At 65.2% G+C, this 23,591-nt stretch carries 28 protein-coding genes and 1 tRNA gene; 12 read left to right on the plus strand and 17 right to left on the minus strand.

The features are described 5' to 3' along the window. Window positions 1–160: 160 nt before the first annotated feature. Window positions 161–982 carry a posphoenolpyruvate synthetase regulatory kinase/phosphorylase PpsR gene (gene ppsR, locus VPA02S_RS03410; RefSeq protein WP_012746955.1) on the plus strand — a complete coding sequence of 274 codons (822 nt, stop codon included), beginning with the start codon at window positions 161–163 and terminating at the stop codon, window positions 980–982. Here ppsR and ahpF read toward each other — a convergent pair. Continuing rightward, window positions 976–2,547, minus strand: coding sequence for an alkyl hydroperoxide reductase subunit F (ahpF, locus tag VPA02S_RS03415; protein ID WP_012746954.1), 1,572 nt, complete (start codon window positions 2,545–2,547; stop codon window positions 976–978). The genes ppsR and ahpF overlap by 7 nt on opposite strands. 89 nt (window positions 2,548–2,636) lie before the next feature. Continuing rightward, window positions 2,637–3,200, minus strand: coding sequence for an alkyl hydroperoxide reductase subunit C (ahpC, locus tag VPA02S_RS03420; RefSeq protein ID WP_007830764.1), 564 nt, complete (start codon window positions 3,198–3,200; stop codon window positions 2,637–2,639). 262 nt (window positions 3,201–3,462) lie between these two features. Between ahpC and bfr the strand changes: the two genes are divergently transcribed. Then, on the plus strand, window positions 3,463–3,939 hold the full coding sequence (gene bfr, locus VPA02S_RS03425; RefSeq protein ID WP_012746953.1) for a bacterioferritin: 477 nt from the start codon (window positions 3,463–3,465) through the stop codon (window positions 3,937–3,939). A 27-nt stretch (window positions 3,940–3,966) separates the two neighbouring features. Here the strand turns inward: bfr and VPA02S_RS03430 are convergent, their stop codons facing one another. Genes VPA02S_RS03430 through VPA02S_RS03445 form a run of 4 tightly spaced genes read right to left on the minus strand, consistent with a single transcriptional unit; the run spans window position 3,967 to window position 7,840 of the window. After that, window positions 3,967–4,521 (minus strand): cytochrome b/b6 domain-containing protein, encoded by a 555-nt coding sequence (locus VPA02S_RS03430; RefSeq protein ID WP_012746952.1) that lies wholly within the window; start codon window positions 4,519–4,521, stop codon window positions 3,967–3,969. Window positions 4,522–4,532: 11 nt separating this feature from the next. Continuing rightward, the gene (locus tag VPA02S_RS03435; RefSeq protein ID WP_012746951.1) at window positions 4,533–4,832 is read right to left on the minus strand and encodes a PepSY domain-containing protein; all 300 of its coding nucleotides are present in this window, start codon (window positions 4,830–4,832) and stop codon (window positions 4,533–4,535) included. 37 nt (window positions 4,833–4,869) lie between these two features. Next, window positions 4,870–5,556 carry a Fe2+-dependent dioxygenase gene (locus tag VPA02S_RS03440; protein ID WP_012746950.1) on the minus strand — a complete coding sequence of 229 codons (687 nt, stop codon included), beginning with the start codon at window positions 5,554–5,556 and terminating at the stop codon, window positions 4,870–4,872. Window positions 5,557–5,575: 19 nt separating this feature from the next. After that, the gene (locus tag VPA02S_RS03445) at window positions 5,576–7,840 is read right to left on the minus strand and encodes a TonB-dependent receptor (RefSeq protein ID WP_244883362.1); all 2,265 of its coding nucleotides are present in this window, start codon (window positions 7,838–7,840) and stop codon (window positions 5,576–5,578) included. Window positions 7,841–8,145: 305 nt separating this feature from the next. On the opposite strand from VPA02S_RS03445, the gene VPA02S_RS31245 reads away from it, so the two are divergent. The 5 genes from VPA02S_RS31245 (at window position 8,146) to hemP (ending at window position 10,696) form a co-directional block, all read left to right on the plus strand. Then, window positions 8,146–8,418 (plus strand): (2Fe-2S)-binding protein, encoded by a 273-nt coding sequence (locus VPA02S_RS31245; RefSeq protein ID WP_018903007.1) that lies wholly within the window; start codon window positions 8,146–8,148, stop codon window positions 8,416–8,418. Window positions 8,419–8,526: 108 nt separating this feature from the next. Next, on the plus strand, window positions 8,527–9,231 hold the full coding sequence (locus VPA02S_RS03450; RefSeq protein WP_027730042.1) for an energy transducer TonB: 705 nt from the start codon (window positions 8,527–8,529) through the stop codon (window positions 9,229–9,231). 22 nt (window positions 9,232–9,253) lie between these two features. Then, the gene (locus VPA02S_RS03455; RefSeq protein WP_012746947.1) at window positions 9,254–9,970 is read left to right on the plus strand and encodes a MotA/TolQ/ExbB proton channel family protein; all 717 of its coding nucleotides are present in this window, start codon (window positions 9,254–9,256) and stop codon (window positions 9,968–9,970) included. 4 nt (window positions 9,971–9,974) lie between these two features. After that, window positions 9,975–10,388, plus strand: coding sequence for an ExbD/TolR family protein (locus VPA02S_RS03460; RefSeq protein ID WP_012746946.1), 414 nt, complete (start codon window positions 9,975–9,977; stop codon window positions 10,386–10,388). A gap of 95 nt (window positions 10,389–10,483) precedes the next feature. Continuing rightward, window positions 10,484–10,696, plus strand: coding sequence for a hemin uptake protein HemP (gene hemP / locus VPA02S_RS03465; RefSeq protein ID WP_012746945.1), 213 nt, complete (start codon window positions 10,484–10,486; stop codon window positions 10,694–10,696). A gap of 176 nt (window positions 10,697–10,872) precedes the next feature. On the opposite strand, the gene VPA02S_RS03470 is transcribed toward hemP, so the two are convergent. After that, complete coding sequence (locus VPA02S_RS03470; RefSeq protein ID WP_012746944.1) at window positions 10,873–11,280, minus strand: GlcG/HbpS family heme-binding protein; 408 nt, start codon at window positions 11,278–11,280, stop codon at window positions 10,873–10,875. A 165-nt stretch (window positions 11,281–11,445) separates the two neighbouring features. Between VPA02S_RS03470 and VPA02S_RS03475 the strand changes: the two genes are divergently transcribed. Beyond that, window positions 11,446–12,147, plus strand: a complete 702-nt coding sequence (locus tag VPA02S_RS03475) for a Bax inhibitor-1/YccA family protein (protein WP_012746943.1) — start codon at window positions 11,446–11,448, stop codon at window positions 12,145–12,147. A 59-nt stretch (window positions 12,148–12,206) separates the two neighbouring features. Here the strand turns inward: VPA02S_RS03475 and rlmD are convergent, their stop codons facing one another. The 5 genes from rlmD to surE are packed head-to-tail and all read right to left on the minus strand — an operon-like array spanning window position 12,207 to window position 17,152. After that, window positions 12,207–13,655 carry a 23S rRNA (uracil(1939)-C(5))-methyltransferase RlmD gene (rlmD, locus tag VPA02S_RS03480; protein ID WP_018903011.1) on the minus strand — a complete coding sequence of 483 codons (1,449 nt, stop codon included), beginning with the start codon at window positions 13,653–13,655 and terminating at the stop codon, window positions 12,207–12,209. A gap of 54 nt (window positions 13,656–13,709) precedes the next feature. Continuing rightward, the gene (locus VPA02S_RS03485; protein ID WP_012746941.1) at window positions 13,710–14,705 is read right to left on the minus strand and encodes a sigma-70 family RNA polymerase sigma factor; all 996 of its coding nucleotides are present in this window, start codon (window positions 14,703–14,705) and stop codon (window positions 13,710–13,712) included. 4 nt (window positions 14,706–14,709) lie between these two features. Beyond that, complete coding sequence (locus VPA02S_RS03490; RefSeq protein WP_012746940.1) at window positions 14,710–15,606, minus strand: peptidoglycan DD-metalloendopeptidase family protein; 897 nt, start codon at window positions 15,604–15,606, stop codon at window positions 14,710–14,712. Between the two features lie 11 nt (window positions 15,607–15,617). Then, window positions 15,618–16,391 carry a protein-L-isoaspartate(D-aspartate) O-methyltransferase gene (locus VPA02S_RS03495; RefSeq protein ID WP_062362153.1) on the minus strand — a complete coding sequence of 258 codons (774 nt, stop codon included), beginning with the start codon at window positions 16,389–16,391 and terminating at the stop codon, window positions 15,618–15,620. A gap of 2 nt (window positions 16,392–16,393) precedes the next feature. Continuing rightward, complete coding sequence (surE, locus tag VPA02S_RS03500; protein ID WP_062362156.1) at window positions 16,394–17,152, minus strand: 5'/3'-nucleotidase SurE; 759 nt, start codon at window positions 17,150–17,152, stop codon at window positions 16,394–16,396. A 127-nt stretch (window positions 17,153–17,279) separates the two neighbouring features. Here surE and VPA02S_RS03505 point away from each other — a divergent pair, with 127 nt between their 5' ends. After that, window positions 17,280–18,266, plus strand: a complete 987-nt coding sequence (locus tag VPA02S_RS03505) for an NADPH:quinone oxidoreductase family protein (protein ID WP_018903014.1) — start codon at window positions 17,280–17,282, stop codon at window positions 18,264–18,266. 85 nt (window positions 18,267–18,351) lie between these two features. On the opposite strand, the gene VPA02S_RS03510 is transcribed toward VPA02S_RS03505, so the two are convergent. From VPA02S_RS03510 to VPA02S_RS03520, 3 genes are all read right to left on the minus strand, one after another. After that, on the minus strand, window positions 18,352–18,696 hold the full coding sequence (locus VPA02S_RS03510) for an H-NS histone family protein (RefSeq protein WP_012746936.1): 345 nt from the start codon (window positions 18,694–18,696) through the stop codon (window positions 18,352–18,354). Between the two features lie 263 nt (window positions 18,697–18,959). Beyond that, window positions 18,960–19,035, minus strand: a tRNA-His gene (locus tag VPA02S_RS03515). A gap of 75 nt (window positions 19,036–19,110) precedes the next feature. After that, a complete protein-coding gene (locus tag VPA02S_RS03520; protein WP_244883364.1) occupies window positions 19,111–19,803 on the minus strand; it encodes a YbhB/YbcL family Raf kinase inhibitor-like protein in 693 nt (230 codons plus the stop codon). Between VPA02S_RS03520 and VPA02S_RS31665 the strand changes: the two genes are divergently transcribed. The 3 genes from VPA02S_RS31665 to VPA02S_RS03530 are packed head-to-tail and all read left to right on the plus strand — an operon-like array spanning window position 19,802 to window position 20,562. Further along, a complete protein-coding gene (locus tag VPA02S_RS31665) occupies window positions 19,802–19,963 on the plus strand; it encodes a hypothetical protein (RefSeq protein ID WP_155247783.1) in 162 nt (53 codons plus the stop codon). The two genes, VPA02S_RS03520 and VPA02S_RS31665, sit on opposite strands and share 2 nt — an antisense overlap. Further along, window positions 19,960–20,208 (plus strand): GlsB/YeaQ/YmgE family stress response membrane protein, encoded by a 249-nt coding sequence (locus VPA02S_RS03525; RefSeq protein ID WP_012746934.1) that lies wholly within the window; start codon window positions 19,960–19,962, stop codon window positions 20,206–20,208. The genes VPA02S_RS31665 and VPA02S_RS03525 overlap by 4 nt, the downstream gene beginning before the upstream one ends. Window positions 20,209–20,229: 21 nt before the next feature. Beyond that, window positions 20,230–20,562 (plus strand): hypothetical protein, encoded by a 333-nt coding sequence (locus tag VPA02S_RS03530; protein WP_012746933.1) that lies wholly within the window; start codon window positions 20,230–20,232, stop codon window positions 20,560–20,562. 21 nt (window positions 20,563–20,583) lie between these two features. Here the strand turns inward: VPA02S_RS03530 and VPA02S_RS03535 are convergent, their stop codons facing one another. Together VPA02S_RS03535 and VPA02S_RS03540 are read right to left on the minus strand one after the other, a co-directional pair. Continuing rightward, entirely contained in the window at window positions 20,584–21,258 is a 675-nt protein-coding gene (locus tag VPA02S_RS03535; RefSeq protein ID WP_028256152.1) for a histidine phosphatase family protein, read from the minus strand. 111 nt (window positions 21,259–21,369) lie between these two features. After that, window positions 21,370–23,280, minus strand: coding sequence for a SurA N-terminal domain-containing protein (locus VPA02S_RS03540; protein WP_028256153.1), 1,911 nt, complete (start codon window positions 23,278–23,280; stop codon window positions 21,370–21,372). Between the last annotated feature and the right edge of the window lie 311 nt (window positions 23,281–23,591).

A 23,591-nucleotide genomic window follows, 5' to 3' on the forward strand; every position in this document is an offset into this window, starting at 1 on the left:
GCATGCAGACGGCGCGGCACGATCGTTGTCGTTGCTTTGGGTGCGGGCGCGGTGTGCATGGAAAGAATTGGGGGTGGGAAGGCGGATTCCCGATAATGGCCCGGATTGTAGGCGTGGCGAGATTGCACGCGCCGCAGGACAAGGCCGCAAGAGCAACACCATGCACACACGCACCGTTTTCTTCATTTCCGACGGCACCGGCATCACCGCTGAAACATTCGGTAACGCCGTGCTGGCCCAATTCGAGATGAAGCCGCGCCATGTGCGGCTGCCGTTCACCGACACGGTCGACAAGGCGCACCAGGCGGTGCGGCAGATCAACCACACGGCCGAACTGGAAGGTGTGCGCCCCATCGTCTTCACGACGCTCGCAAACATGGAAGTGCTGGAGGTGATCGAAACCGGCTGCAAGGGCATGCTGCTCGACATGTTCGGCACCTTCGTGCGGCCGCTGGAGATCGAGCTGGCGGTGAAGTCGAACCACCGCATTGGCCGCTTCAGCGACGTCAGCAAGAGCAAGGAATACGACGCCCGCATTGCGGCCATCGATTTCAGCCTGGCCCACGACGACGGCCAGAGCAACCGGGACCTCGAAGGCGCCGACGTGATCCTGGTGGGCGTGAGCCGCAGCGGCAAGACGCCGACTTCGCTCTACCTGGCAATGCAGCACGGCCTGAAGGCGGCCAACTATCCGCTGATTCCGGAAGACTTCGAGCGCAAGCAATTGCCGCCGGCGCTGATGCCGCACCGCAAGAAGATCTTCGGCCTCACGATCCAGCCCGAGCGCCTGAGCCAGATCCGCAACGAGCGCCGGCCGGATTCGCGCTACGCCAGCCTCGAGAACTGCCGCAACGAGGTGAGCGAAGCCGAGGCCATGATGCGCCGCGCCGGCATCCGGTGGCTCTCCACGACCACCAAGTCGATCGAGGAGATCGCCACCACCATCCTGCAGGAGCTGAAGCCGGAGCGGCTGGTTTACTGAGCCGCCTGCTCGGCCGGGGCCGAGGTCCGGATCAGGTGATCGAAGGCGCCGAGCGCCGCCTTCGCCCCGTCGCCGGCCGCGATGATGATCTGCTTGAACGGCACGGTCGTCACGTCGCCCGCGGCAAACACGCCCGGTACCGAGGTCTGGCCCCTGGCGTCGACCACGATCTCGCCGTGCTTTGTCAGCTCGACCACGCCCTTGAGCCAGTCGGTGTTGGGCACCAGGCCGATCTGGATGAACACGCCTTCGAGTTCGACCTTCTTCAGCTCGCCCGTCGCGCGGTCCTTGTAGACCAGGCCGTTGACCTTCTGGTCGCCGGTGATCTCGGTGGTCTGCGCGTTGGTGAACACGTCGACGTTCTTCAGGCTCTTGAGCTTGCGCTGCAGCACGGCGTCGGCGCGCAGCTGCGTGTCGAACTCGATCAGCGTGACATGGCCGACGATGCCGGCCAGGTCGATGGCCGCTTCGACGCCCGAATTGCCGCCACCGATCACCGCCACGCGCTTGCCCTTGAACAGCGGGCCGTCGCAGTGCGGGCAGTAGGCCACGCCCTTGTTCTTGAACTCGTGCTCGCCCGGCACGTTGATGTTGCGCCAGCGCGCGCCGGTCGAGATGATGATCGATTTGCTCTTGAGCGAAGCGCCGCTCTCCAGTTGCACCTCGATCAGGTCCTTGCCCGGAACCAGCGCCTTGGCGCGCTGCAGGTTCATGATGTCGACGTCGTAGTCGCGCACATGCTCTTCGAGGGCGTGGGCGAACTTCGGTCCTTCGGTTTCCTTGATCGAGATGAAGTTCTCGATGCCCAGCGTGTCGAGCACCTGGCCGCCAAAGCGCTCCGAGGCCACGCCGGTGCGGATGCCCTTGCGCGCCGCATACACGGCCGCCGCCGCGCCGGCCGGGCCGCCGCCGACGATCAGCACGTCGAACGGGTCCTTGGCGGCGATCTTCTTCGCTTCGCGCTCGACACCGCTGGTGTCGATCTTCGCGAGGATCTCTTCCAGGCTCATGCGGCCCTGGCCGAACTCGGTGCCGTTCAGGAACACGGTGGGCACGGCCATCACCTGGCGTTCCTTGACCTCTTCCTGGAAGGTGCCGCCCTCGATCATGGTGGTGCGGATGCGCGGGTTCTGGATGGCCATCAGGTTCAGGGCCTGGACCACATCGGGGCAGTTGTGGCAGGTGAGCGAAACGTAGATCTCGAACTCGAAGTCGCCGTCGAGCGCGCGGATCTGGTCGAGCACCGCCTGCTCGACCTTCGGGGGATAGCCGCCGATCTGCAGCAGTGCAAGGATCAGCGAGGTGAATTCATGGCCCATCGGCAGGCCGGCAAAACGCGGGCCGTGGTTCTCGCTCGGACGGTTGACCGAGAAAGAGGGCTTGCGATGGTTGTCGTCGCGGCTTTCGGTCAGCTTGACCAGCGGCGACGCTTCGGCGACGTCCTTCAGCAGCGACAGCATTTCGCCCGAGGCCTTGCTGTCGTCGAGCGAGGCGACGATCTCGATCGGCTGCGTGGCGCGTTCGAGGTAACTCTTCAATTGGGCTTTGGTGCTGGCGTCGAGCATGACGGACTCTCTTTCGATAACTGAAAACTATCAACTGGGGACAAAAAAGCCCGGGGCCGCGTGAGCGCCCGGGCTTTCGCGCGGGGCGCTTAGATCTTGCCGACGAGGTCGAACGACGGCGCGATGGTCTTGTCGCCTTCGTTCCACTTGGCCGGGCAGACTTCGTTCGGGTGGGCGGCGGTGTAGACCGCTGCCTTCAGCTTGCGCAGGGTTTCCTTGACGTCGCGGGCGATCTCGTTGGAGTGAACTTCGGCGGTCTTGATGATGCCTTCCGGATTGATCACGAAGGTGCCGCGCAGTGCCAGGCCTTCTTCAGGGATGTGCACACCGAAAGCGTTGGTCAGCGTGTGGGTGGGGTCGCCCACCAGGGGGAACTTGGCCTTGCCGACGGCCGGCGACGTGTCGTGCCAGACCTTGTGCGAGAAGTGCGTGTCGGTGGTCACGATGTAGACCTCGGCACCCAGCTTCTGGAACTCGGGGTAGTTGTCGGCCGCGTCTTCGACTTCGGTCGGGCAGTTGAAGGTGAAGGCTGCGGGCATGAAGATCAGCACGGACCATTTGCCCTTGAGCGTCTCGTCGGACACATCGATGAACTTGCCGTTGAGGTAGGCCTGGGTCTTGAAGGGTTGGACTTGGGTGTTGATCAGGGACATGGTGATTCCTTGGATGCTGCAGGTGGACAAAAATAAGTGCGAGCCATGAGTATAACTACCAATCTCATATTTTCAATAGTTATGGGCTATTGAAAGTATTGGAGCTTGCTATGTTTGCGATCGGCTCCGCGCTGTTGTTCGGCAGGCCGCAATACGAACGTGTATCACCATCACACGCATGCAGACCGGTGCAGCATGGGATTGCTTGCAAGGGCTCGCCAGCCCCTCTCACAATCGGTGCTTTCAGAACAAGGAAAAGAACATGAAGGGCGACCCCAAGGTCATCGAACATCTGCAGGCGCAGCTCAAGAACGAGCTCACTGCCATCAACCAGTACTTCCTGCACTACCGCATGCTCAAGCACTGGGGCCTGGACAAGCTGGCCAAGAAGGAATACGAGGAATCGATCGGCGAAATGAAGCACGCCGACAAGCTGATGGACCGCATCTTCATGCTCGACGGCCTGCCGAACCTGCAGGACCTGGGCAAGCTGAACATCGGCGAGGACGTGCCCGAACTGCTGAGCTGCGACCTGGGCGCCGAAACCGGTGCGCAAGCCACCATCAAGGACGGCATCGCCTACTGCGAGACGGTGCGCGACTACGTTTCGCGCGACCTGCTGCAGGAGATCCTGGACGACACGGAAGAACACATCGACTTCCTCGAAACCCAGATCGACCTGATCGACAAGGTCGGCGTGCAGAACTATCTGCAATCGCAGATGGGCGAGATCAGCTGATCCGGCAAGGCCGGAGCGACGTAGTTCTCAATCGACGTCGCCCGGCTCCGGCGGGCGCTTGTGCCCGCTGAGCATGGCGGCCGCCAGGTTTTCCCGGTGCCGCCAGCTCGTGAAGGCAACACCGGCCAGATGCAGGGCAATCAGTGCCACCAGCGTCCAGGCCAGGCTGCGGTGGAGCCATTCCACCCAGGCCAATCCCCAGAACATGTCGAGCGAGTACATCCAGCCCGTGACGCCCACCGCCGCCACCGTGGCAAGCAGGGCGACGGCCATCCAGCCGCCCAGCGGGTTGTGGCCCAGATAGCGCCTTTCGCGCCGGGCCAGCACCTCGGCCGCGTAGCGCCGCACCTGCGCGGGAGACCGGACGAACTGCCGGAACCTCGCATGGCGCCCGCCCCACCAGCCCCCGATGCAGCGGCCGGCGATCAGGGCCAGCGCTGCGTAGCCCGCCAGTTCATGCAGCCGCAGCAATGCCTCGCCGCTGAACCATGCCACGGCAATGGCCGCGACCAGGGCCCAGTGCATTGCGCGCAGCCAAAGCCCCCAGACCTGCACCGGCGGACGTCCGGGAACCGCACGCACCGCGCGCCTCCTCAGGACGGCTGCTTCACCTGCCCGACCTTCTCGAAGGTCTTGGGATCGAAGAAGGCCTCGGTGCGCTGGCCCTTCTCGTCGAAGCCGTAGACCTCGTAGCAGCCATTGAAGTCCTTGACCTGGCGAACCTTCCAGCCTTCGCTGGTCAGCTTGCGTTGCAGCTCCATCTGCGGGCGCATCTCCGCCTTGGGAACCGGCGCACACTTGACCGCGTCGTGATCGACGAACTGGGCGGAGGCCGGCGCAGCCCAGAGGACCGCGGCGGCGGCGGCGACGGTGAAAAGAAGCGACTTGTTCATGAATGATCTCCTGGCGTTGCAGGCGCCGCGCCGCGGCTCAGACGTCGAGCCACATGCGCAGCAGGTTGTGGTACGTGCTCGTGAGGCCGATCACGCCGGAATCGGTCTCGCCATATTGGCTGCGAAGATGGCGCAGGTGGTTGTCCATCTCGAACAGCAGGCGGCGCTGCTCGTCGCTGCGCACCATGCTCTGGATCCAGAAATAGCTCGCGGTGCGGTAGCCCCGCGTCACCGGCAGCACCCGGTGAACACTGGTGCCTGGATACAGCACCATGTCTCCGGCCGGCAGCTTGACGCGCTGCACGCCGAAGGTGTCCTCGATCACGAGTTCGCCGCCGTCGTATTCGTCGGGCCCGGCCAGGAACAGGGTGCACGAGATGTCGGTGCGCACCCGGCCCGAGCCGTCGCGCAGGAAACGGACGGCACTGTCCACATGGTTGCCGAAGCTGTTGGACGCACCGCCGTAGCGGTTGAACAGCGGCGGCGAAATCTGCTTGGGCAGCGCGGCCGAGAAGAAAAGCTGGTGCCGCTCCAGGCCGCGCAGCAGCAGTTGCTGCAGCGCGCGGGTTTCTTCGCAGTCTTCCCTCAACTGTTCGTTGTTCTTCGCATGCGCCGACTGGCTGCCGGCGGTGATCCGGCCGTCGCCCCAGGGGGCGTCGGCGAGGATCCCGCGGGCCTCGCGCAGCTCCTCGGAGGTGAGCACCTGTTTGATGTGCAGCAGCATGGCCCCGAGGATAGTCCGATCAGAAGCGCACGCCGACCGTGCCGAGCACCTGGCGCTTGGCGCCCAGGATGGCAAAGCCCGGATACAGCTGATCGCCGTAGGCCTTGTTGCTGAGGTTGTTGATGTTGATCTGCGCGTACACGTCCGGCGTGAACTTGTATTCGAGCATTGCATCGGCCACGACATAGCCCGGCACGCGGGCGGTCGCCGACGCGGCGCCGGTGGTGCCCGTCAGCGGCCGGTTCTCGGTCGCGCCATGCGCGCCCAGTGCGACGCGCAGCTTCGGCGTTGCCTGGTAGCTGACCCAGACCGCACCCGACTGCTTGGGCGTGAGACCCACGCGCTGGCCGACCGAGGCCTGCGCCGCAGCCGCGCTGCCGGCCTGGTCGATCTTGGCGACCGGCATCCAGGTGTACGAAGCGTAGACCTCCCACTGCCGGCCCAGGCGGCCGACCACGTCGAGCTCGACGCCTGCGGTATGCCGCTTGCCCGAGAGCGTGTAGGCCGAGCCGGCAAAGTCGGCATCGGTGGTGCGCTCGTTGTACTTCTCGGTGCGGAAAATCGCGCCGCGCGTGGAGAGCGCGCCGTCCAGCCAGTCGAGCTTGGCACCCACTTCGAGGTTGCGGCTCTTCTCGGGCGGCGTGTTGGCGTTCTGCGGCGTGACGTACTGGTAGGTGTCGGCCGAGGTGTTGAACGAGGTGCCGTACGACACGTAGTACGACTGGGAATCGGAGGGCTGGTACATCACGCCGCCGCGGTAGCTCCACGGCGAGTTCGACAAATGCGTGCTGGTGACGCTCAGCGGCGTGCTGCTCACTGCGCCAGTGCGGTAGTTCAGCTGCTCGAAGTCGCCCTTGAAGCTGTCGTAGCGAATGCCGCCGAGCACCTTCCAGTGCGGCGCGACCTGGACCAGGTCCTGCACGTAAAGGCCGTAGGCCTTCGCGTCGTAGTTGCTCGAATTGCGCCATTGCGGCGACAGGCCGGTGCCGACCAGGCCGGCTCCGTCGTCGGGCGTACCGACGCGCGTGGGCGGACGGATGCCGAGCGTGCTGCCGTTGTTCTGGAAGCGAACGGCCTCCTCCTTCGAGGCATCGATGCCGGCCAGCAGCTCATGCTTCACGCCGAGCGCATCGAAGGCCAGGCTGTAGTCGCTCTGCGCATAGGTGCCCTTGTAGCGGTCCTTGCGCGGCGTGAGGCTGCTGCGCGTGAGGAATGTCGACGGATCGAGCGCCATGACCGCCCGGGTGCCGGCCGGGCAGGTTCCAGCCGCCGTGGGAAGCGCGCCGCAGGCGCCCACCGCCGTGCTCCATTGCGCCCGCTCGAACACGCCGCTGCGCACTTGCGTGCGCAGTTCGCCGCCGTTGGCGAACCTGTGCTTCCATGCGCCGTGCACGTAGTTCGCCTCGCCGTCGACGAAGTCCGCCGAGGTGCCGTAGAAGTTGCCGGGCTTGACCGGCGCCAGGCTGCCGTTGACGTAGCGCACGGCCGACATCGGCACGTTGTTGTTCTTCAGGTGGAACAGGCCCACGGTGAATTCGTCCGCGGTCCCCAGGCCCCAGCTGTACGAGGGTGCGATGCCGTACTTGTCGATCTTCGCGCCGCCGTTGCCGGCCTTGTTGTACATCGCGTTGATGCGCAGTGCCGAGGTCTCGCCGGTGCGCACGTTGAAATCGGCGGTGGTGCGAAAGTAGCCGCCACTGCCCAGCGTACCCACGACGTCGGTCTGGTCGGCCAGCAGCGGCCTCTTGCTCACCTGGTTCACGACGCCGCCCGTGGAGCCGCGGCCGAAGAGCATGGAGGCCGAGCCGCGCATCACTTCGACGCGGTCGAGGTTGAAGGTGTCGCGGTCGTACTGCGAGGGGTCGCGCATGCCGTCGATCATCAGGTCGCCGGTGCTGGCGATCGGGAAGCCGCGCAGCCGGATGTCCTGGTCGGTGCCGTTCTCGGTCGCGGCAAAGGTGATGCCCGCCGAATAGTGCAAGGCGTCCTTCAGCGTGTCGAGCTTGACGTCGTCGATCAGCTTTTCGGTGATGACGTTGATCGATTGCGGAATGTCGCGGATGTCCTGCGTTCCCTTGCCGATGTTGGTTTTCCTGGTCTGGACCTGGTCCTTGCCCTGGACCTCGGCCTGCTCGGTCACCGTCACGGTTCCAAGCGTGCCGCCCTGCACCGGGGCTTCAGGCGTCTGCGCCCAACTGCTGACAGAGGCGGCCAGCATCAATGCGCCGAAAGGCAGCATCGCTGCTTCGCGCGGCACGCCGGTCGCCGCAGGCGTGCAAGACATGGGATGCGGCGCACGAGCGCGCCGACGGGCAGCATTGGACAAGAGAACCTCCCGAAAAGCCAAACGGCTGGTTTGAATGGCTGGCTGGGCCGGTGCTTCACCGGTGGTGGCTTGCCGAAATTTGGCTGGAGTGTAGGGCGAAGGTAGTCTGAATCATTCGCACTTAGATTCTCGTGTTGCGAAAATGCTACTTTTTCCCAACGAATACCGAAGACTTCTTTGAGGGATAGTTATTGAAAATGCGAGGGATTCGTATTTATAATCGGCCGAACCCTAACCAGCCAGCCACTGCCGCTTTCACCACCATGATCGTTTGCGTCTGCCGCCGAGTCTCCGACCGCGAAATCGCACGTCACGTGCGGGCGGGCATGACTTTCGACGAAGTCCAATTCGAACTTGGCGTGGCCACCCAGTGTGGCCAGTGTGAAGGCTGTGCGCGCGATATCGTCGCGCAGTGCAGCGCCTCCCACCCGGTCGCCGCGTTGAACCGCGAATCGGGAACGAGTGCGATCCAGCTTGCCACCTCCATCTCGGAAAGCAAGGCATGGAACTCTTCTCGGCACTCGGCGGCAGCCTGATCCTCGTTGCAGGCTCGGTCTGGTGGATCTTTCGTAAGTAAACAGTAGTCGTAGCGGTTTTGCTGCAATCGAGGCACGCTCCGTGGGTGCCCGCATTCGAATTGGTTGATCGTGTCTGACCGCTTTGCCCCTCCCCCCTCCGTACTGGGCCTCTCGCGCAATGCACTCATTGCCGGGGGCGTGATCCTGTTTCATGCAGCCGCGCTGTGGGCGCTGCAAAGCGGCCTGCTGCGCCGCGCTGCCGAAGTGGTGATCCCCGTTGAAATCCTGAGCCAGTTCGTCGAGCCGCCCAAGCCGGCCGAACCGCCGCCTCCTCCTCCACCGCCGCCGCCTCCGCAGCGCAAGCCCGAAGCGGTCAAGCCGCCGCCGCGGCCGGTGGCCATCCGCGAGCCGAAGCCCACACCCGCGCCCAGCGCGCCGGTCGGCGTGCCCGAGCCTCCGCCGCCCGCGCCCGTTGCGGAAGCTCCCGCTCCCACGCCGCCCGCGCCCCCCGCTCCGCCGCCGGCGCCGCCTGCACCACGGACGATCGAAATCTCGGAAGGGCAGACGCGCTACGTCCGCGAACCCAAGCTCGTGTATCCCAGCATGAGCAGGCGCCTGGGCGAGTCGGGCACCACTGTGGTCTCGATCTATTTCGACAGCGAAGGCTTTGCCAAGCGCGTCGAGCTCTTCAAGTCCAGCGGATTCGAGCGGCTCGACGAAGCGGCGCTCAGCGCCGCCCGCACCGCCCAGGTCACGCCCTTCAGGCAAACAGGAGGCAACGCACAGACCACCTACCTGCTGCGGGCTCCCTTCTCATTCAAACTGAACTAATCTTTCTCTGGAGCAACTTCGTATGGATTCCCAATTCGGCTTGATGAACGTCTGGAACCAGGGCGATTTCGTCACCAAGGCCGTCGCGCTGCTGCTGATCGGCATGTCGCTTGCGTCGTGGATCGTGATCATCATCAAGGCGCTCGACGTCATCAAATACAAGCGCCTTGCCAAGCATTCGCAGGACTTCTGGCATAGCGAAGACTTCGCCACCGCGCTCAACAAGCTCGGCAAGGACGACAGCAACCCGTTCCGCGCCCTGGCACTCGAAGGCCGCGAAGCGGCCGCGCACCATCGCAACACCAAGGCCCACCTTCACGATGCACTGGATGTCAGCGACTGGATCACGCGCGCGCTGCGCAACGGCATCGATGCGTTCACCGCGCGCCTTCAGACGGGCCTCGCCATCCTGGCGTCGGTCGGTTCGACGGCACCGTTCATCGGCCTGTTCGGCACCGTCTGGGGCATCTACCACGCGCTCATGAGCATCAGTACGGCCGGCCAGGCCACCATCGACAAGGTGGCGGGCCCGATCGGCGAAGCACTGATCATGACGGCGCTGGGCCTTGCGGTGGCCATTCCGGCGGTGCTGGGCTACAACGCGCTGGTGCGCGGCAACAAGTTTGTTCTCACCAAGCTCAACAGCTTCGCCCATGACCTGCACGCCTACTTCGTGACGGGCGCGCGCGTGCAAAGCGGTGGCGGCGACGCCATCGTGGTTCCGCTCAAGAAGGGCTGAGATCATGGCTTTCGGAACCCAGGACGAGCCCGATGAGGTGATGAACGAGATCAACATGACGCCGCTGGTCGACGTCATGCTGGTGCTGCTGATCATCTTCATCATCACGGTGCCGGTGATGAAGCACGCAGTCAACATCGACCTGCCCCGCGCCACCAGCGAACCCGAGCAGCCCAAGCCGCAGAACATCCTGTTCAGCATCACGGCCGACGGCAGCTACTACTGGAACGAGCAGAAGATCGACGACGCCGAACTGCCCGCCCGCCTCGCCGCCGAGGCCGCCAAGGATCCGCAGCCCGAACTGCACATCCGCGGCGACAAGGAAGTGCGCTACGAGCGCGTGGCCAAGGCGATGTCCAAGGCGCGGGAAGCCGGCGTGCGCAAGATCGGCTTCGTTACCGAGCCCGACGCGAAATAAGTCACTGACCGGCTTTAAAAAAAGTTGATCGCGGCGATTGACTTTTTATTGCGAATCATTATCATTCACTCATCGCTTCGATAAGGGAATTTCAGATGCAAGCCAAACCGAACGCCTTTTCTGTTCTGAGCCATCCTTCGCTCGACCAATCGGGTGGCGGACATGCGTCCATCCAGGCAGCGCGCCCGGCGCCGATGGTCGAAAGCACGGAGCTTCTGAAAGGAAGCAAGACCGTGGGCATCATGCACAACGGTTCCCTCTACAGGCTACAGGCCACCAAACTCGGCAAGCTGATTCTTACCAAGTAAGACCTCAGCCCGCCCTTCGCGCAAGTTTCATCGTGGGGCGACTTGAGGAGATTCATCTCCGAGGGTCGTTTTTTGCTAGCCAACGGTTCGCCGACTAGCCAAGCTTTTTTTCACGCTGGATATCCAACAAAAACGCCGACTCGAAGTCGGCGTTTTGCTTTGGCGCTATCGAAAGCTCAAAGACCGAGGGCTGCAATGCCTGCCTTGGCAATCTGGGCGTCCTCGTTCGACTTCACGCCGCTCACGCCGACGGCGCCGATCACCTGGCCGTCCTTCACGATGGGCACGCCGCCCTCGAGCAGGCCCTGAACCGCGGGCGCCGTGAGGAACGCGCTGCGGCCGCCGTTGATGATGTCTTCGTAGACCTTGCTCTCGCGGCGGCCCATGGCTGCGGTGTGCGCCTTGGCGGGCGCGATGTGGGACGACAGTGCCGCTGCGCCATCCAGGCGCTGGAGCCACAGCAGGTTGCCGGCATCGTCGGAGATGGCGATGGTCACGGCCCAGTTGTTCTTGAGGGCCTCGGCTTCGGCAGCGGCGGCAATGGCCTTGACATCGGCGAGTTCGAGGAAGGACTTGGTCTTCATGGTGAGAATCAGGTTGCGTAAAACCCGACAGCATAACGGCCAACAGTGCCCTGGGCACCCTTGCGCTTAGGACCATCGTCCATACGGTCTTTGTGCCGCCCCCCTCTTGCAGCCCCCTAGAATGCGCCCAACTGCGTGATTGCAGCAACCAAAGGAGCTACGGCCATGAACGACCGCGTTACCACCCTCGACACTTCCGCCGGCTACGGCCAGGCGCTGCCGCAGGCTGAGCGCCAACGCGTCCTGCGCAATACCTACTGGCTGCTGGCGCTGAGCATGCTGCCCACCGTGCTGGGCGCCTGGATCGGCGTTGCCACCGGCATCACAAGCTCGCTCACGGGCGGCCTGGGCCTCATGGTTTTCCTCGGCGGCGCCTTCGGCTTCATGTTCGCGATCGAGAAAACCAAGAACTCGGCCGCCGGCGTGCCGGTGCTGCTGGGCTTCACCTTCTTCATGGGCCTGATGCTGTCGCGGCTGATCGCGATGGTGCTGGGTTTCAAGAACGGTTCCGAGCTCATCATGACGGCGTTCGGCGGCACCGCCGGCGTTTTCTTCGTGATGGCATCGCTGGCCACGGTGATCAAGCGCGACCTGTCCGGCATGGGCAAGTGGCTCTTCGTCGGCGCCATGGTGCTGATGGTGGGTGCCATCATCAACGTCTTCGTCGGCTCGAGCGCCGGCATGATGGCCATCTCGGTGGCGGCCATTGGCATCTTCTCGGCCTTCATGCTCTATGACCTGAAGCAGATCATGGATGGCGGCGAAACCAACTACATCAGCGCCACGCTCGCGCTCTACCTTGACCTGTTCAACGTGTTCCAGAGCCTGCTGGCCCTGCTGGGCATCGCCGGCGGCGAACGCGACTGAGCGAACAGCGAACAAGGCGCCGTGTGCGCCAATGAAAAAGGGCCCCGAGGGGCCTTTTTTCATGCCAGGTCGAACACCGCAATCGACTCGACGTGCGCCGTGTGCGGGAACATGTTGATCACCCCCGCGAACGTGCAGCGGTAGCCGGCCTGGTGCACCAGCAGGCCGGCGTCCCGCGCCAGGGTGGACGGGTTGCAGCTCACGTAGACGATGCGCTTGGGCGGTGTCCAGCCATCGGTTCGAAGCTCGGGCTGCAGGTGCAGGTCGGCCATGGCCTTGGCCAGCGCGAAGGCGCCTTCGCGCGGCGGGTCGACCAGCCACTTGTCGGCGCTGCCATCGGCCACCAGCATGGCGGGGGTCATTTCGAAGAGGTTGCGGGCCACGAACCGCGTCGCCGACAGCGCCCGCCTGGCGGAGGTGGCGGGCTGGTTCTTGCTGAAGTTGTCGCTTGCGCGCGCGACCAGGGTGTCGCTGCCCTCGATGCCCAGGACCTCGCGCGCACGGCTGGCCAGCGGCAGGGTGAAGTTGCCCAGGCCGCAGAACCAGTCGATCACGCGCTCGTGCGGCTGCACGTCGAGCAGGCGCAGCGCCTTTCCTACGAGGGCGCGGTTGATGTGGGGATTGACCTGCGTGAAATCGGTGGGCTTGAACGGCATCGTCACACCGAACTGGGGCAGCTCGTAGGACAGCGGCATGCCGCCTTCTTCGAGCAGCTTCACGGTGTCCGGCCCCTTGGCCTGCAGCCACCACTGGACGCCGGCGTTCTGCGCCGCAAAAGCCTTCAGGCGGCCGATGTCCGCATTGGAGAGCGGCTCCAGGTGCCTCAGCACCAAGGCGATCGTGCCGAGCGAGGTGGTGCCGGGCGCATCGCCGCAGGCGAGCTCGATCTGCGGGCAGGTCTCGCGGGCGTCCAGCGAGCCGATCAATGCGCGCAACGGCATCAGCATGTCGCTGACCTGCTTGGGCAGCACAGGGCATACCTGCATGTCGGCGAGGTACCGGCTCTTGCGCTCGTGGAAGCCGATCAGCACCGTGCCCTTCTTGACCACATGGCGCACCGAGAGCCGGGCGCGGTAGCGGTAGTGCCAGGCCGGCCCTTCCAGCGGCCGCAGCACGTTGTCGGGCCGCACCTTGCCGAGGTGCCACAGGTTGTCCTCGAGGGCGCGCTGCTTCACCGCAACCTGCGCCGCCTCGTCCAGGTGCTGCATCTTGCAGCCGCCGCAGGCACCGGTGTGCAAGCCGAAATGCGGGCAGCCGGGCCGCACCCGCTGCGACGATTCGCGCCGGATGGCCGTGACCGTGCCCTGCTCCCAGTTGTTCTTGCGGCGATGAACGTTGAACTGCACTTCCTCGAAAGGCAGGGCCCCTTCGATGAACACGACCATGCCTTCGGCGTTGTGCGCCACGCCTTGGGCGTCGAGGTCGAGCGACTCGACCTTGAGCCATTCGCCCGCTGCGGTGGCCGGGGTTTTCGCGGGGACTTTCTTTTCTTCGATGGATTCCGTCATCCCCCGATTGTCTCAGCGCCGGCCCTGCCCCTCCGCAGCCGCGGCAAGCCGCCGCTAGAACAAGGCGTCGCGCCCCACGCCCGAGCGGATCAGCTGGCGCCGCATCTTGGCCAGCGCCTCGTTCTGGATCTGCCTCACGCGCTCGCGCGTCAGCCCGAGGCGCACGCTCAGCACCTCGAGCGTCTCGGGCTCGCGGTCGTGCAGGCCGTAGCGGCCCTCCAGCACCTCGCGCTCGCGCGCATCCAGTGCGTGGACCCATTGATCGAGCAGGCGCGCGACCTCGTGGGTGTGCGTGACGTCGGTCGGGTCGCCCTGCTCGTCCTCCGATGCCACGGTGTCGGCCAGGGTGAAGCCTTCGTCTCCGTGTGCGTCGCCGGCATCGAGCGAGCGCGGCGCCTCGGCCAGCGCCAGCAGTTCCGCGACCGCCTGCACCTCCAGGCCCAGAAATGCGGCGACGTCCTCCACGCGCACGCCGTCGGGCCGATGCGCCAGGAACTCGGCATCGCCTTCGAGCGTGCGGCGGGCCCGCAGCACCTGCTGCAGCTCGCGCACCACATGCACCGGCAGGCGGATCGCACGCGCCTGGGTCAGTACGGCGCGCTCGACCGACTGGCGGATCCACCAGGTTGCATAGGTGGAAAAGCGAAAGCCCCGTTCGGGTTCGAACTTGGTGATGGCGTGCATCAGGCCGAGATTGCCTTCCTCGATGAGATCGGAAAGCGGTACGCCCCGGCCCAGATAGGCCTTGGCGATGTTCACAACCAGCCTCAGGTTGTGCTCGATCATCGATTGCCGCGCGGCAAAGTCGCCGGCGCGCGCGGCGCATGCGGCCTGGTATTCCTCTTCGGGCGTGAACAGTTCGGTACGCCGCACCTGGCGCAGGTAGATCGTCAGGGCATCGGCGCCCTCGCCGCCGGGCAAATCGGTTGTTGCGGCAATCAGGTCTGCAGCAGGTGCCGCAGGCGAGCCCTGCGAGCCGCTCTCTACGGCCCTGCCCCGGCCCACCGGCCGACGCACGGGCAGTGCGCGACGGGGGCTGGAAGCGGCCATGGCATCACCGGCTCGGCAAGTAGCGCGCCGGGTCGACGGGCTTGCCCTGGCGGCGGATTTCGAAATGCAGCTTGACGCGGTCGGCGTCGCTGTTGCCCATCTCGGCGATCTTCTGGCCCTTTTGCACCGACTGGTCTTCCTTCACGAGCAGCGTCTGGTTGTGCGCGTAGGCCGTGAGGTAGGTGTTGTTGTGCTTCAGGATGATCAGGTTGCCATAGCCGCGCAAACCGGCGCCGGCATAGACCACGCGGCCATCGGCCGCTGCAAGGACGGCGTCGCCCGCCTTGCCGCCGATGTCGAAGCCCTTGTTCTTGGCGTCGTCGAAGCCCGCGAGCAGCGTGCCGTGCGCCGGCCAGATCCAGCCGAGGTCTTCGTCGCCCGAGCTTGCTGCGGGCGCCGACGGCGACGCCGTCACTGGCGGCTTGCCGACCGCAGCGCTGGCGGGCGCCGCGGGCACCACCGCCGACGGCGGCGCGACGGGCTTGGTCACCACGCCCTCGGAAGAGGAAGACGCTGGCGCGGTTGCAACGGCGGTGCCCGGTCCCACCGGCGGCACCACGCGCAGCACCTGTCCGACTTCGATCAGGTCGGGATTTTCAAGATTGTTCCAGCGGACGATGTTCTGCCAGCTCTGGCCGGTTTCGTTGCCGATGCGGCGGATCGTGTCGCCGGGCCGCACGGCGTAATAGCCCGGCTTGCCATAGTTCTCGATGCCTGGAAGCGGCTTGCCCGACGCGTCGGTGGTGATGAGCGGGCCACCGGGTGCCGCATTGGGCGCACGCGTCATCGTGCCCCGGTCTTCGACCGGTGCCGGCCCTCGCGGTGCGGCGCAGCCCGCGATCACGAGCACAACGGCCAACGTGATACCAGCGCACCAACTCCGATTGCCAAAACCCTGCATTTGTTGTTCCTTCAAGCGATGCCCGATTTTAGGGGGACAAAGTGAACCGCCTCAAGAATGCGGCGCTCGAGTCCACGGGCGGTTTTATCGATGACGACGAGCGCCTGCCCGCCGCCTGCCGAGTGCGTGGGCGCCACGATGCGTCCGCCGACGGCGAGTTGTTCGATCCAGGCCTGCGGCACCGCCTCGCCGCCTGCCGCGGCGATGATGCCGGCATAGGGCGCACCCTTGGCATAGCCGACCATGCCGTCGCCCAGCATCAGGTGAACCGTGGCCAGCCGGAAATGCCGCAGGTTGGCGCGCGCGCGCTCGTGCAGTCCGCGCAGGCGCTCGATGCTGTAGACCTCCGTGGCCACGTGGTTCAGCACTGCGGCCTGGTAGCCGCAGCCAGTGCCGATTTCCAGCACGCGGCCGAGACGGTCCTGCGGCTTGCCGGCCAGTGCGGGCGCGCCCAGCAGGAGCTCGATCATGCGGGCCACCACGCTCGGCTTGGAGATGGTCTGGCCCAGCCCGATCGGCAGGCTCGTGTCTTCATAGGCCTGGTTGACCAGCGCGCTGTCGACGAAGCGATGCCGCTCGACCGCGCTCAGCGCGCGCAGCACGCGCGCATCGGCAATGCCCTGGGCGGCGAGCTTCTGCACCATGCGCGCGCGCACGGCGTCGGAGGCCATCGAAGGCGTGGACGGCACCATCGGCTTGGCAGGCACGGCGGGCAGGCGCCCGCGCGTGGCGGCCGAGGCGGTGGGTGTCAGGCGAACCGGGAATCCAGGCCGTTGCGTGGCCATGCTCAGTTACCGAGACGGGCAACCGTCTCGCGCCATTGGCCCAGGTTGGCATGGTCGGTCAGGTCGATCTGCAGCGGCGTCAGCGCGATGTGGCCGGCGGCGGTGGCATGGAAGTCGGTGCCCTCGCCGCTGTCCTTGGCGCCTCCGGCACCTGCAATCCAGTACATCGTCTCGCCCCGCGGGCTTTCCTGCGTGATGACCTTCTCCGCGGAATGGCGCCGGCCCAGCCGGCAGACCTGGACCGGCTTGAGCTCCTCGAGCGGCCGGTTCGGAACGTTCACATTGAGCAAGAAGGCGCCGCCGTCCAGCATGCGCTCGCGCTCGATCTGCTGCACCAGGCGCCGGGCCACCTGCGCAGCCGCGTCGACATGCGCCCAGCCCTTCTCGATCTGCGAGAACGCGATGGCCGGGATGCCGAACAGATAGGCCTCCATGGCCGCACCCACGGTGCCGGAGTAGATGGTGTCGTCGCCCATGTTGGCACCGTTGTTGATGCCGGAGACCACCAGGTCGGGCCGGTAGCCGAGCAGCCCCTTGAGCGCGATGTGAACGCAATCGGCCGGCGTGCCCGTCACGTAGCGAAAACCGTTGTGCGCCTTGTGCACGTAGAGCGGCGCCGCCAGCGTGAGGGCATTGGACTTGGCGCTGTTGTTGTGCTCGGGTGCAACCACCTCGACGTCCGCGATGTCTTTCAATGCGTCGTGCAATGCGCCGATGCCCGGCGCCTGAAAACCATCGTCGTTGGAAATAAGTATCTTCATGGTGCTTTTCAGTGCCCGGATTGTAGGCGCCGCGTGCGTCGCAGCAGGGACAACGGCGCCCTGCCGCGCCCCCTATCATCGCCTCGCATCATTGCCCATACACGACTGATTCAAAGGAGACCCGAGCATGCACGCATGGCTTTGCGAAAACCCCACCGGCGTCGATGCGCTGACCTGGAAGGAACTGCCGACGCCGGCGCCGGGTCCGGGCCAGGTGCTGATCGAGATCAGGGCCGCCAGCCTCAACTTCCCCGATCTGCTGATCGTGCAGAACAAATACCAGATCAAGCCGCCGCTGCCCTTCGTGCCCGGTTCGGAATACGCCGGCGTCGTCCAGGCGGTGGGCGAAGGCGTCACCCATCTGAAGGTCGGCCAGAACGTGGCCTGCCTTTCGGGCACGGGCGGGTTCGCAACCCACACGCTGGCACCGGCGGCGCTGTGCATGCCGCTGCCCGAAGGCTTCGGCCATGTCGACGCGGCGGCGTTCATCATGATCTATGCCACCTCGTGGCATGCGCTGATGGACCGCGCGCAGCTCAAGGCCGGTGAAACCGTGCTCGTGCTCGGCGCGGCAGGCGGCGTGGGCACCGCCGCCATTCAAATCGCAAAGGCGGCAGGCGCCAAAGTGATTGCGGCGGCTTCTACCGACGAGAAATGCGAACTCTGCCGCTCCATTGGCGCCGACGCCACCATCAACTACACCACGCATGCGCTTCCAGGCGGCTTTCGCGATGCCATCAAGGCCGCGACCGACGGCAAAGGCCCCGACGTCATTTACGACCCGGTGGGCGGTGATTTCGCCGAGCCTGCATTTCGCTCGATTGCATGGCGCGGACGCTATTTGGTGGTCGGCTTTGCCTCCGGGCCGATTCCGTCGCTGCCATTGAACCTCACGCTGTTGAAAGGCGCTTCCCTGGTCGGCGTGTTCTGGGGCGATTTCGCCAAGCGCGAGCCCAAGGCCAATGCACAAATGATGGCCGAATTGGCGCACTGGTACGGACAGGGAAAGATCAAGCCCGTGATCGACAGCACGATGCAGATGTCACAATTGAAAGCTGCCTATGCCCACATGGGATCGCGCGGCGTCAAAGGAAAACTCGTGATGGTGAACTGAGCGCTGCGGGTTTGCCCGGATTCGCACCCAATAAAAAAGCCCGCAGATGCGGGCTTTTTTATTGGCGGGTGGCCTGCTTCGGCGCTTACTTGATCTCGAACTCGGAAAGCGACTTGCCCGCGGCCAGTGCCTCGGTGACCCAACGCGGCTTGCGGCCGCGGCCGCCAGACCAGGTTTCTCCGGTCGGACCACGGTATTTGGCTGCTGCCTTGACCGCGGGAACCCCCGCGCTGCGCTTGACCGAACCGCCGCGTGCACTGAGTTTCAGGTCCGACGCAGTCAGGCCGTATTCAGCGATCTTCCGGCGCACATCTTCAATCACGCCCGCGCGCTCTTGGTTGCGAAGGTCTTCGGCCTGCTTGCGCAATTGCGCAATCTGCTCGTCGTACTTCTTGATCTGGGAATTGATATCGGCAAGGGTCGAAGCCATTGTTGGACTCCTGAAAATTGGAAACGGGGCGGATTTTAATTCAATTCCAATTTATTACAAGCAGGCCGTCGCGTGAAAATTGAGGACCCCGCGCCGGGTCTGCGGCAGCGCACAATGCAGCACGCACCGGTTTGGACGCTTTTTATCAAGCCAAAGGAAGAGTGCTGCGCCGGCCGCAGGAGCCGGAAATGACAACGCCGGGGCTGGCCCGGCGCTGTGTTCCCGCGGACGCTATTGCGCAATAGCAGTCGGGAAAGGTATTTTGGGGTGGCTGATGGGACTCGAACCCACGACGACCAGAATCACAATCTGGGACTCTACCAGCTGAGCTACAGCCACCGCAGAGCCTTCAATTGTAGCGGCAAAAACCCCGGTTTTCGCCACGGGGGCATGCGAACGGGCCCGAAATTCTTCTCAACCCGTGGCGAGGGGCCCGGCCGGGGCCGTCTTCTTGATCTTGATCGAGCCGTCCGGCCTTTCGCAGGTGCCGATCAGCAGGCCGCTCGCGAGCGCGTGCTCGCGCAGCGCGTCGAACACCTCGTCCCGCCCTGGCGCCGCGGAAAACGCGGGCGTGTCGTCGAGCGCAAACAGTTGAAAGGCGTAGCGGTGCGCGCCGTGCCCCGGAGGCGGATCGGGAGGCAGCCAGGCGGCCTGCAGCCCGGAATTGCGCCCGACGCGCAAACCGGCGGCGCCGGCGTTGTCCCGGCTCGGAATGGCCGCCTCGTCGAGCTTGCCCTCGGCCGGCTGCAGCCCGACGACGATCGCATGCACGAGCGGATTCGGCGTGGGTGAATCGGCATCCTCGACCACCAGCACCAGCGATTCGGTGCCCGCCGGAAGCCCGGTCCACTGCAGCGGCGGCGACAAGCCCTCGCCATCGGCCGTATAGCGCGACGGCAAGGGCGCGTGGTCCGCGAAAGCAACGCTGCTCAAGGCGATCGACGCCATCCCCTGCCGCATGCCGAGCGTATTGAAGACGATCTTGTCCAGCCCCGCGCGCATTCCCTGCAGCGCGTGGCCGATGACTTCAGGCAGTTTTTCCAGCATGGTCCCGGTATAGCGCTGCGCCGCGAAGCACCCTGTAGGACGCAGCAGCAACCACGACATGGCCGTCTGCGCCAAAGTTCTCGGACTCGAGCCCGATGTGATCGAGCCGGCTTCGGCGATCGCGCTGCTCCGCTATCATGAGCGCCGCTTGCTTCGACGGTTCGCGCTTTTCGCCGTGACCGCCACTTTCCAATTCACCGCCAAAGGAATTTCTTCATGAGCATCGTCTGGACCATCCTGATCGGGTTCATCGTGGGTCTCGTGGCGCGGGCCGTCAAGCCGGGCGACGATTCCGCGGGCTTCATCGTGACCACGCTGATCGGCGTGGCGGGTTCCCTGATCGTGACCTATGTCGGCCAGGCACTCGGCTGGTACACCGCGGGCCAGGGGGCGGGCTTCATTGCCTCGGTGCTCGGCGCGATCGTGCTGCTGATCCTGTACGGCCTGATCAAGCGCAAGAGCTGATCCGGCCGGCAGTGCGGATCGATGCCGCGCAAACCACGGGCGAAGCACCACGTCTACGTGGTCGAACTCGATGACCGCGTCTGGAACCATGGCCGGTTCAGGCGCGCCAATCCCGACTACCAGCTCGGCAAGCCCTTCGTCTACGTCGGAATGACGGGGCTCGACCCCGACATCCGCTTCGACAAGCACAAGGCCGGCATCCAGGCCAACAGCTTCGTCCAGGCCTTCGGCCTCAGGCTGCTGCCCGCGCTCTACGAACGCTACAACCCGATGAGCTACGAGGACGCGCGCTCGATGGAGGTCGAGCTCGGCATCGCGCTGCGCAAGAGCGGCTACGGCGTCTGGCAGGCCTGATGCAGCCGCTGCTGCAGACGCTCAGGCGTAGGTCACCCAGCCTTCGTAGGCCGGAGCGTCCAGGTGCGGCAGCGTGTTGTAGGTGACGAGCATGTGCCGCTTGGGCGTGAAGGCAAACTCCGTCACCGCGGTGTTCCGGATGCGCAGGTTCAGTTCGATCGTCGTCTCGGCGCTCGTGCCCAGCACATGGCCCACGGCCGTGCTGATCGGTCCGCCGCTCGACACCACCAGCACCTTGGCGCCGTGGTGGCGGCCGCGCACATGGTCGAGCGCCGTCGTCACGCCCGCCAGGAAGTCGACATAGCTCGGCATGCCGGCGGGCTGGGTCCGGCCCTGCATCCAGGCGCCGAGGCCGTCGCGCAAGAGGCGGAAGTGGTGGCGGTACATCTCGGGCGAGTCGGGCTTCTCGAGCTTGCCTTCGTGGATGGTGGCGATGACCGCCTCGCTGTCGTACTCGTTGAGCCCGGGCCACGCCAGCACATCGTCGCGCTTCAGCCCGAGCCCCTCGGCAATGCCTTCCCACGTCTGGCGATGGCGCTTCAGGGTGCCGGTGATCACGGCATCGAAATGCATGCCGCGCTCCCGCCAGTATTCGCCAAGGCGCACGGACTGCCTGTGTCCGAGCTCGCTCAGCTTGTCATAGTCGGCGGCGCCGAAACTGGCTTGGCCGTGGCGCACGAGATAGAGGGTTCCCATGCACGGGATTCTGGCGACAAGCGCACCTTGCGCTTGTCCCACGTGCGACGAAATACGTGGTCGCGTCCCGGCAACTGAGCCGGAGGCGACACGGCGCGCAACAAGCCCGGGTCAGCGGGCCATCGGCAGCGTCTCCGCCGGCTTCGGCACGAGGATCTCGGCCTTGAAGCGTTCCTTCAGCAGGTTGTAGTACGCAACTTCTTCCGCCGCAGCCACCGACTGGCCGACCTGCGCGTTCTCCTGCTGCGTTTGTTCGGGCGCCGACGGCGTGCGCGGAACCACCTTGGTCACGCGGACCACTGCGTAGCCTTGCGTGCCCAGGTCCACGCCCACCAGCGCGGGCAGCTTGGACGCATCGGCGCGCAATGCGGCATCGATGACGGCAAGGGGCTGGGCCTGCGCTTCGCGGCGCGACACCGTGACCGGTGCGCCGAAGGTGGCGCCGTCGGCCTTGGCGGTCCAGGCGGCGAGCTTGGCTTCGCCCTCGGCCTTGGCCATGACCGCGGCGCGCTCGGTGATGAGCTGCGCACGGATCTTGTCCTTGACCTCGGCCAGCGGCATCGGATGCGCGGGCGTGTACTGCGTCACGCGGCCCGCCGCGAGCTGGTTGGAGCCGACTTCGATGGCTTCGGTGTTCTGCTTGCGGTCCAGCGAATCGGCCGCGAACAGCGCGTTCAGGAAATTGCGGTTCGCGAGCACGCCGGCGGCGCCCGGCGGCGGCGTGCGCGAGACGTTGCTGGCCGTCTGGATCGTGAGCTTCAGCTTTTCCGCCGCGGGCTTGAGGCTGTCGGGCTGCTGGTAGACCGCATCGGTGAAGGTTTCGGCGGCCTTCGCGAATTCCTGCGTCGCCTGCTGCGAACGGACTTCGTTCTCGATGGTGGCGCGCACCTGCTCGAACGGCGGCACCACGGCCGGCTTGATGTCGGCGAGGCGGATGATGTGGTAGCCGAACTCGGTTTCGACCACGTCGCTGATGTCGCCCTTCTTGAGTGCGAACAGCGCATCCTCGAAAGGCTTGACCATTGCGCCGCGCGTCACGAAGTCGAGGTCGCCGCCCTTCTCCGCCGATCCGGGATCCTGCGAATTCTTGCGCGCGACGTCGGCGAAGGTGGCGGGCGCCTTCTTCACTTCGGCAAGCAATTGCTCCGCCTTGGCCTTGGCCTTGGCGCGGTCGGCTGCCGGTGCGCTGGCCGGCGCGGTGATCAGGATGTGGCTTGCGCGGCGCTCTTCCTTGGTGCCGAAGCGCGCCGTGTTCTGCTCGTAGTAGGTCTTGAGGTCGGCCTCGTTCACCGAGATGTTCTTCTTGGCGGCTTCGAGGTCGAGCACCAGGTACTCGATGCTGGCCTGCTCGGGCGCCTGGAACTGCGCGGTGTGGGCCTTGTAGTAGGCCTCCACGTCGGCATCGCTCACGGTCACCTTGGACGCGAAGCTCTCGGGGCTGAAGCGCGCGACCTGGATCTCGCGCCGGTCGTAGAAGGCGTTGATGGTTGCCGCAGCCAGCGCGGGCGGCGCGAAGGCCGTGCCCGTGATGCCCAGCAGCATCTGCTGCGTGGCCAGTTCGGCGCGCATCGACGCCTCGTACTGCTCCGGCGTGCGGCCGGTGACGCGCTGGAAGCTCTCGCGGTCGAACTTGCCGTCCGGCGTGCGGAAGGCCGCAAGGCCCGTGTCCTGCGCGAAGATGCGCGACAGCCGCTCTTCGGAGATGGTCACGTTCGACTTGGCCGCTGCCGCGGCGAGCACGCGGTCGCGCACCATGCGCTCCAGCGTGGCATAGCGCATCACGTCGGATTCGAGCAGCGTTGGATCGACGTTGGGCGACTGCTGGCGGATGCGGTCGGTCTCGAGGCGATGCTGCGCATCCCACTCGGGCCGGGTGATGTTCTGGCCATCGACCCGCGCAACCTTCACTTCGCCGCCGGAGCCCTGATAGCGCTCCACGCCAAAGAGGACGAACGAGGGAATGATCAGCAAGAACAAGAAAATCATGACGATCTTGTTGTACTTGCGGAAGAAATCAAACATGCTTGAACACTCTTTTGCGACGGATGTCGGGACGGCAATAAAAAAGGCGAACCTGTGTTCGCCTTTGCATCGGGTGGTGGTGGGTGCTGAGGGGCTCGAACCCCCGACCTACGCCTTGTAAGGGAATCTATTTCCCTTATGGATCAACGACATAGCAGTTACACCAACCGCTAGCTACCAACTGTAGCGCTTAGCGACGAGCGATTCTACTCGGGGCATGTGCCCCGCTTCATGAAACACCTGAACCGCCGCTGCGGATCGCGTTGCCCCTATCTGCCGCTTGGCAAGGGACCGCAACGGGGGACTGGGCG

The sequence above is a fragment of the Variovorax paradoxus NBRC 15149 genome (assembly GCF_001591365.1).
Lineage (GTDB): Bacteria > Pseudomonadota > Gammaproteobacteria > Burkholderiales > Burkholderiaceae_C > Variovorax > Variovorax paradoxus.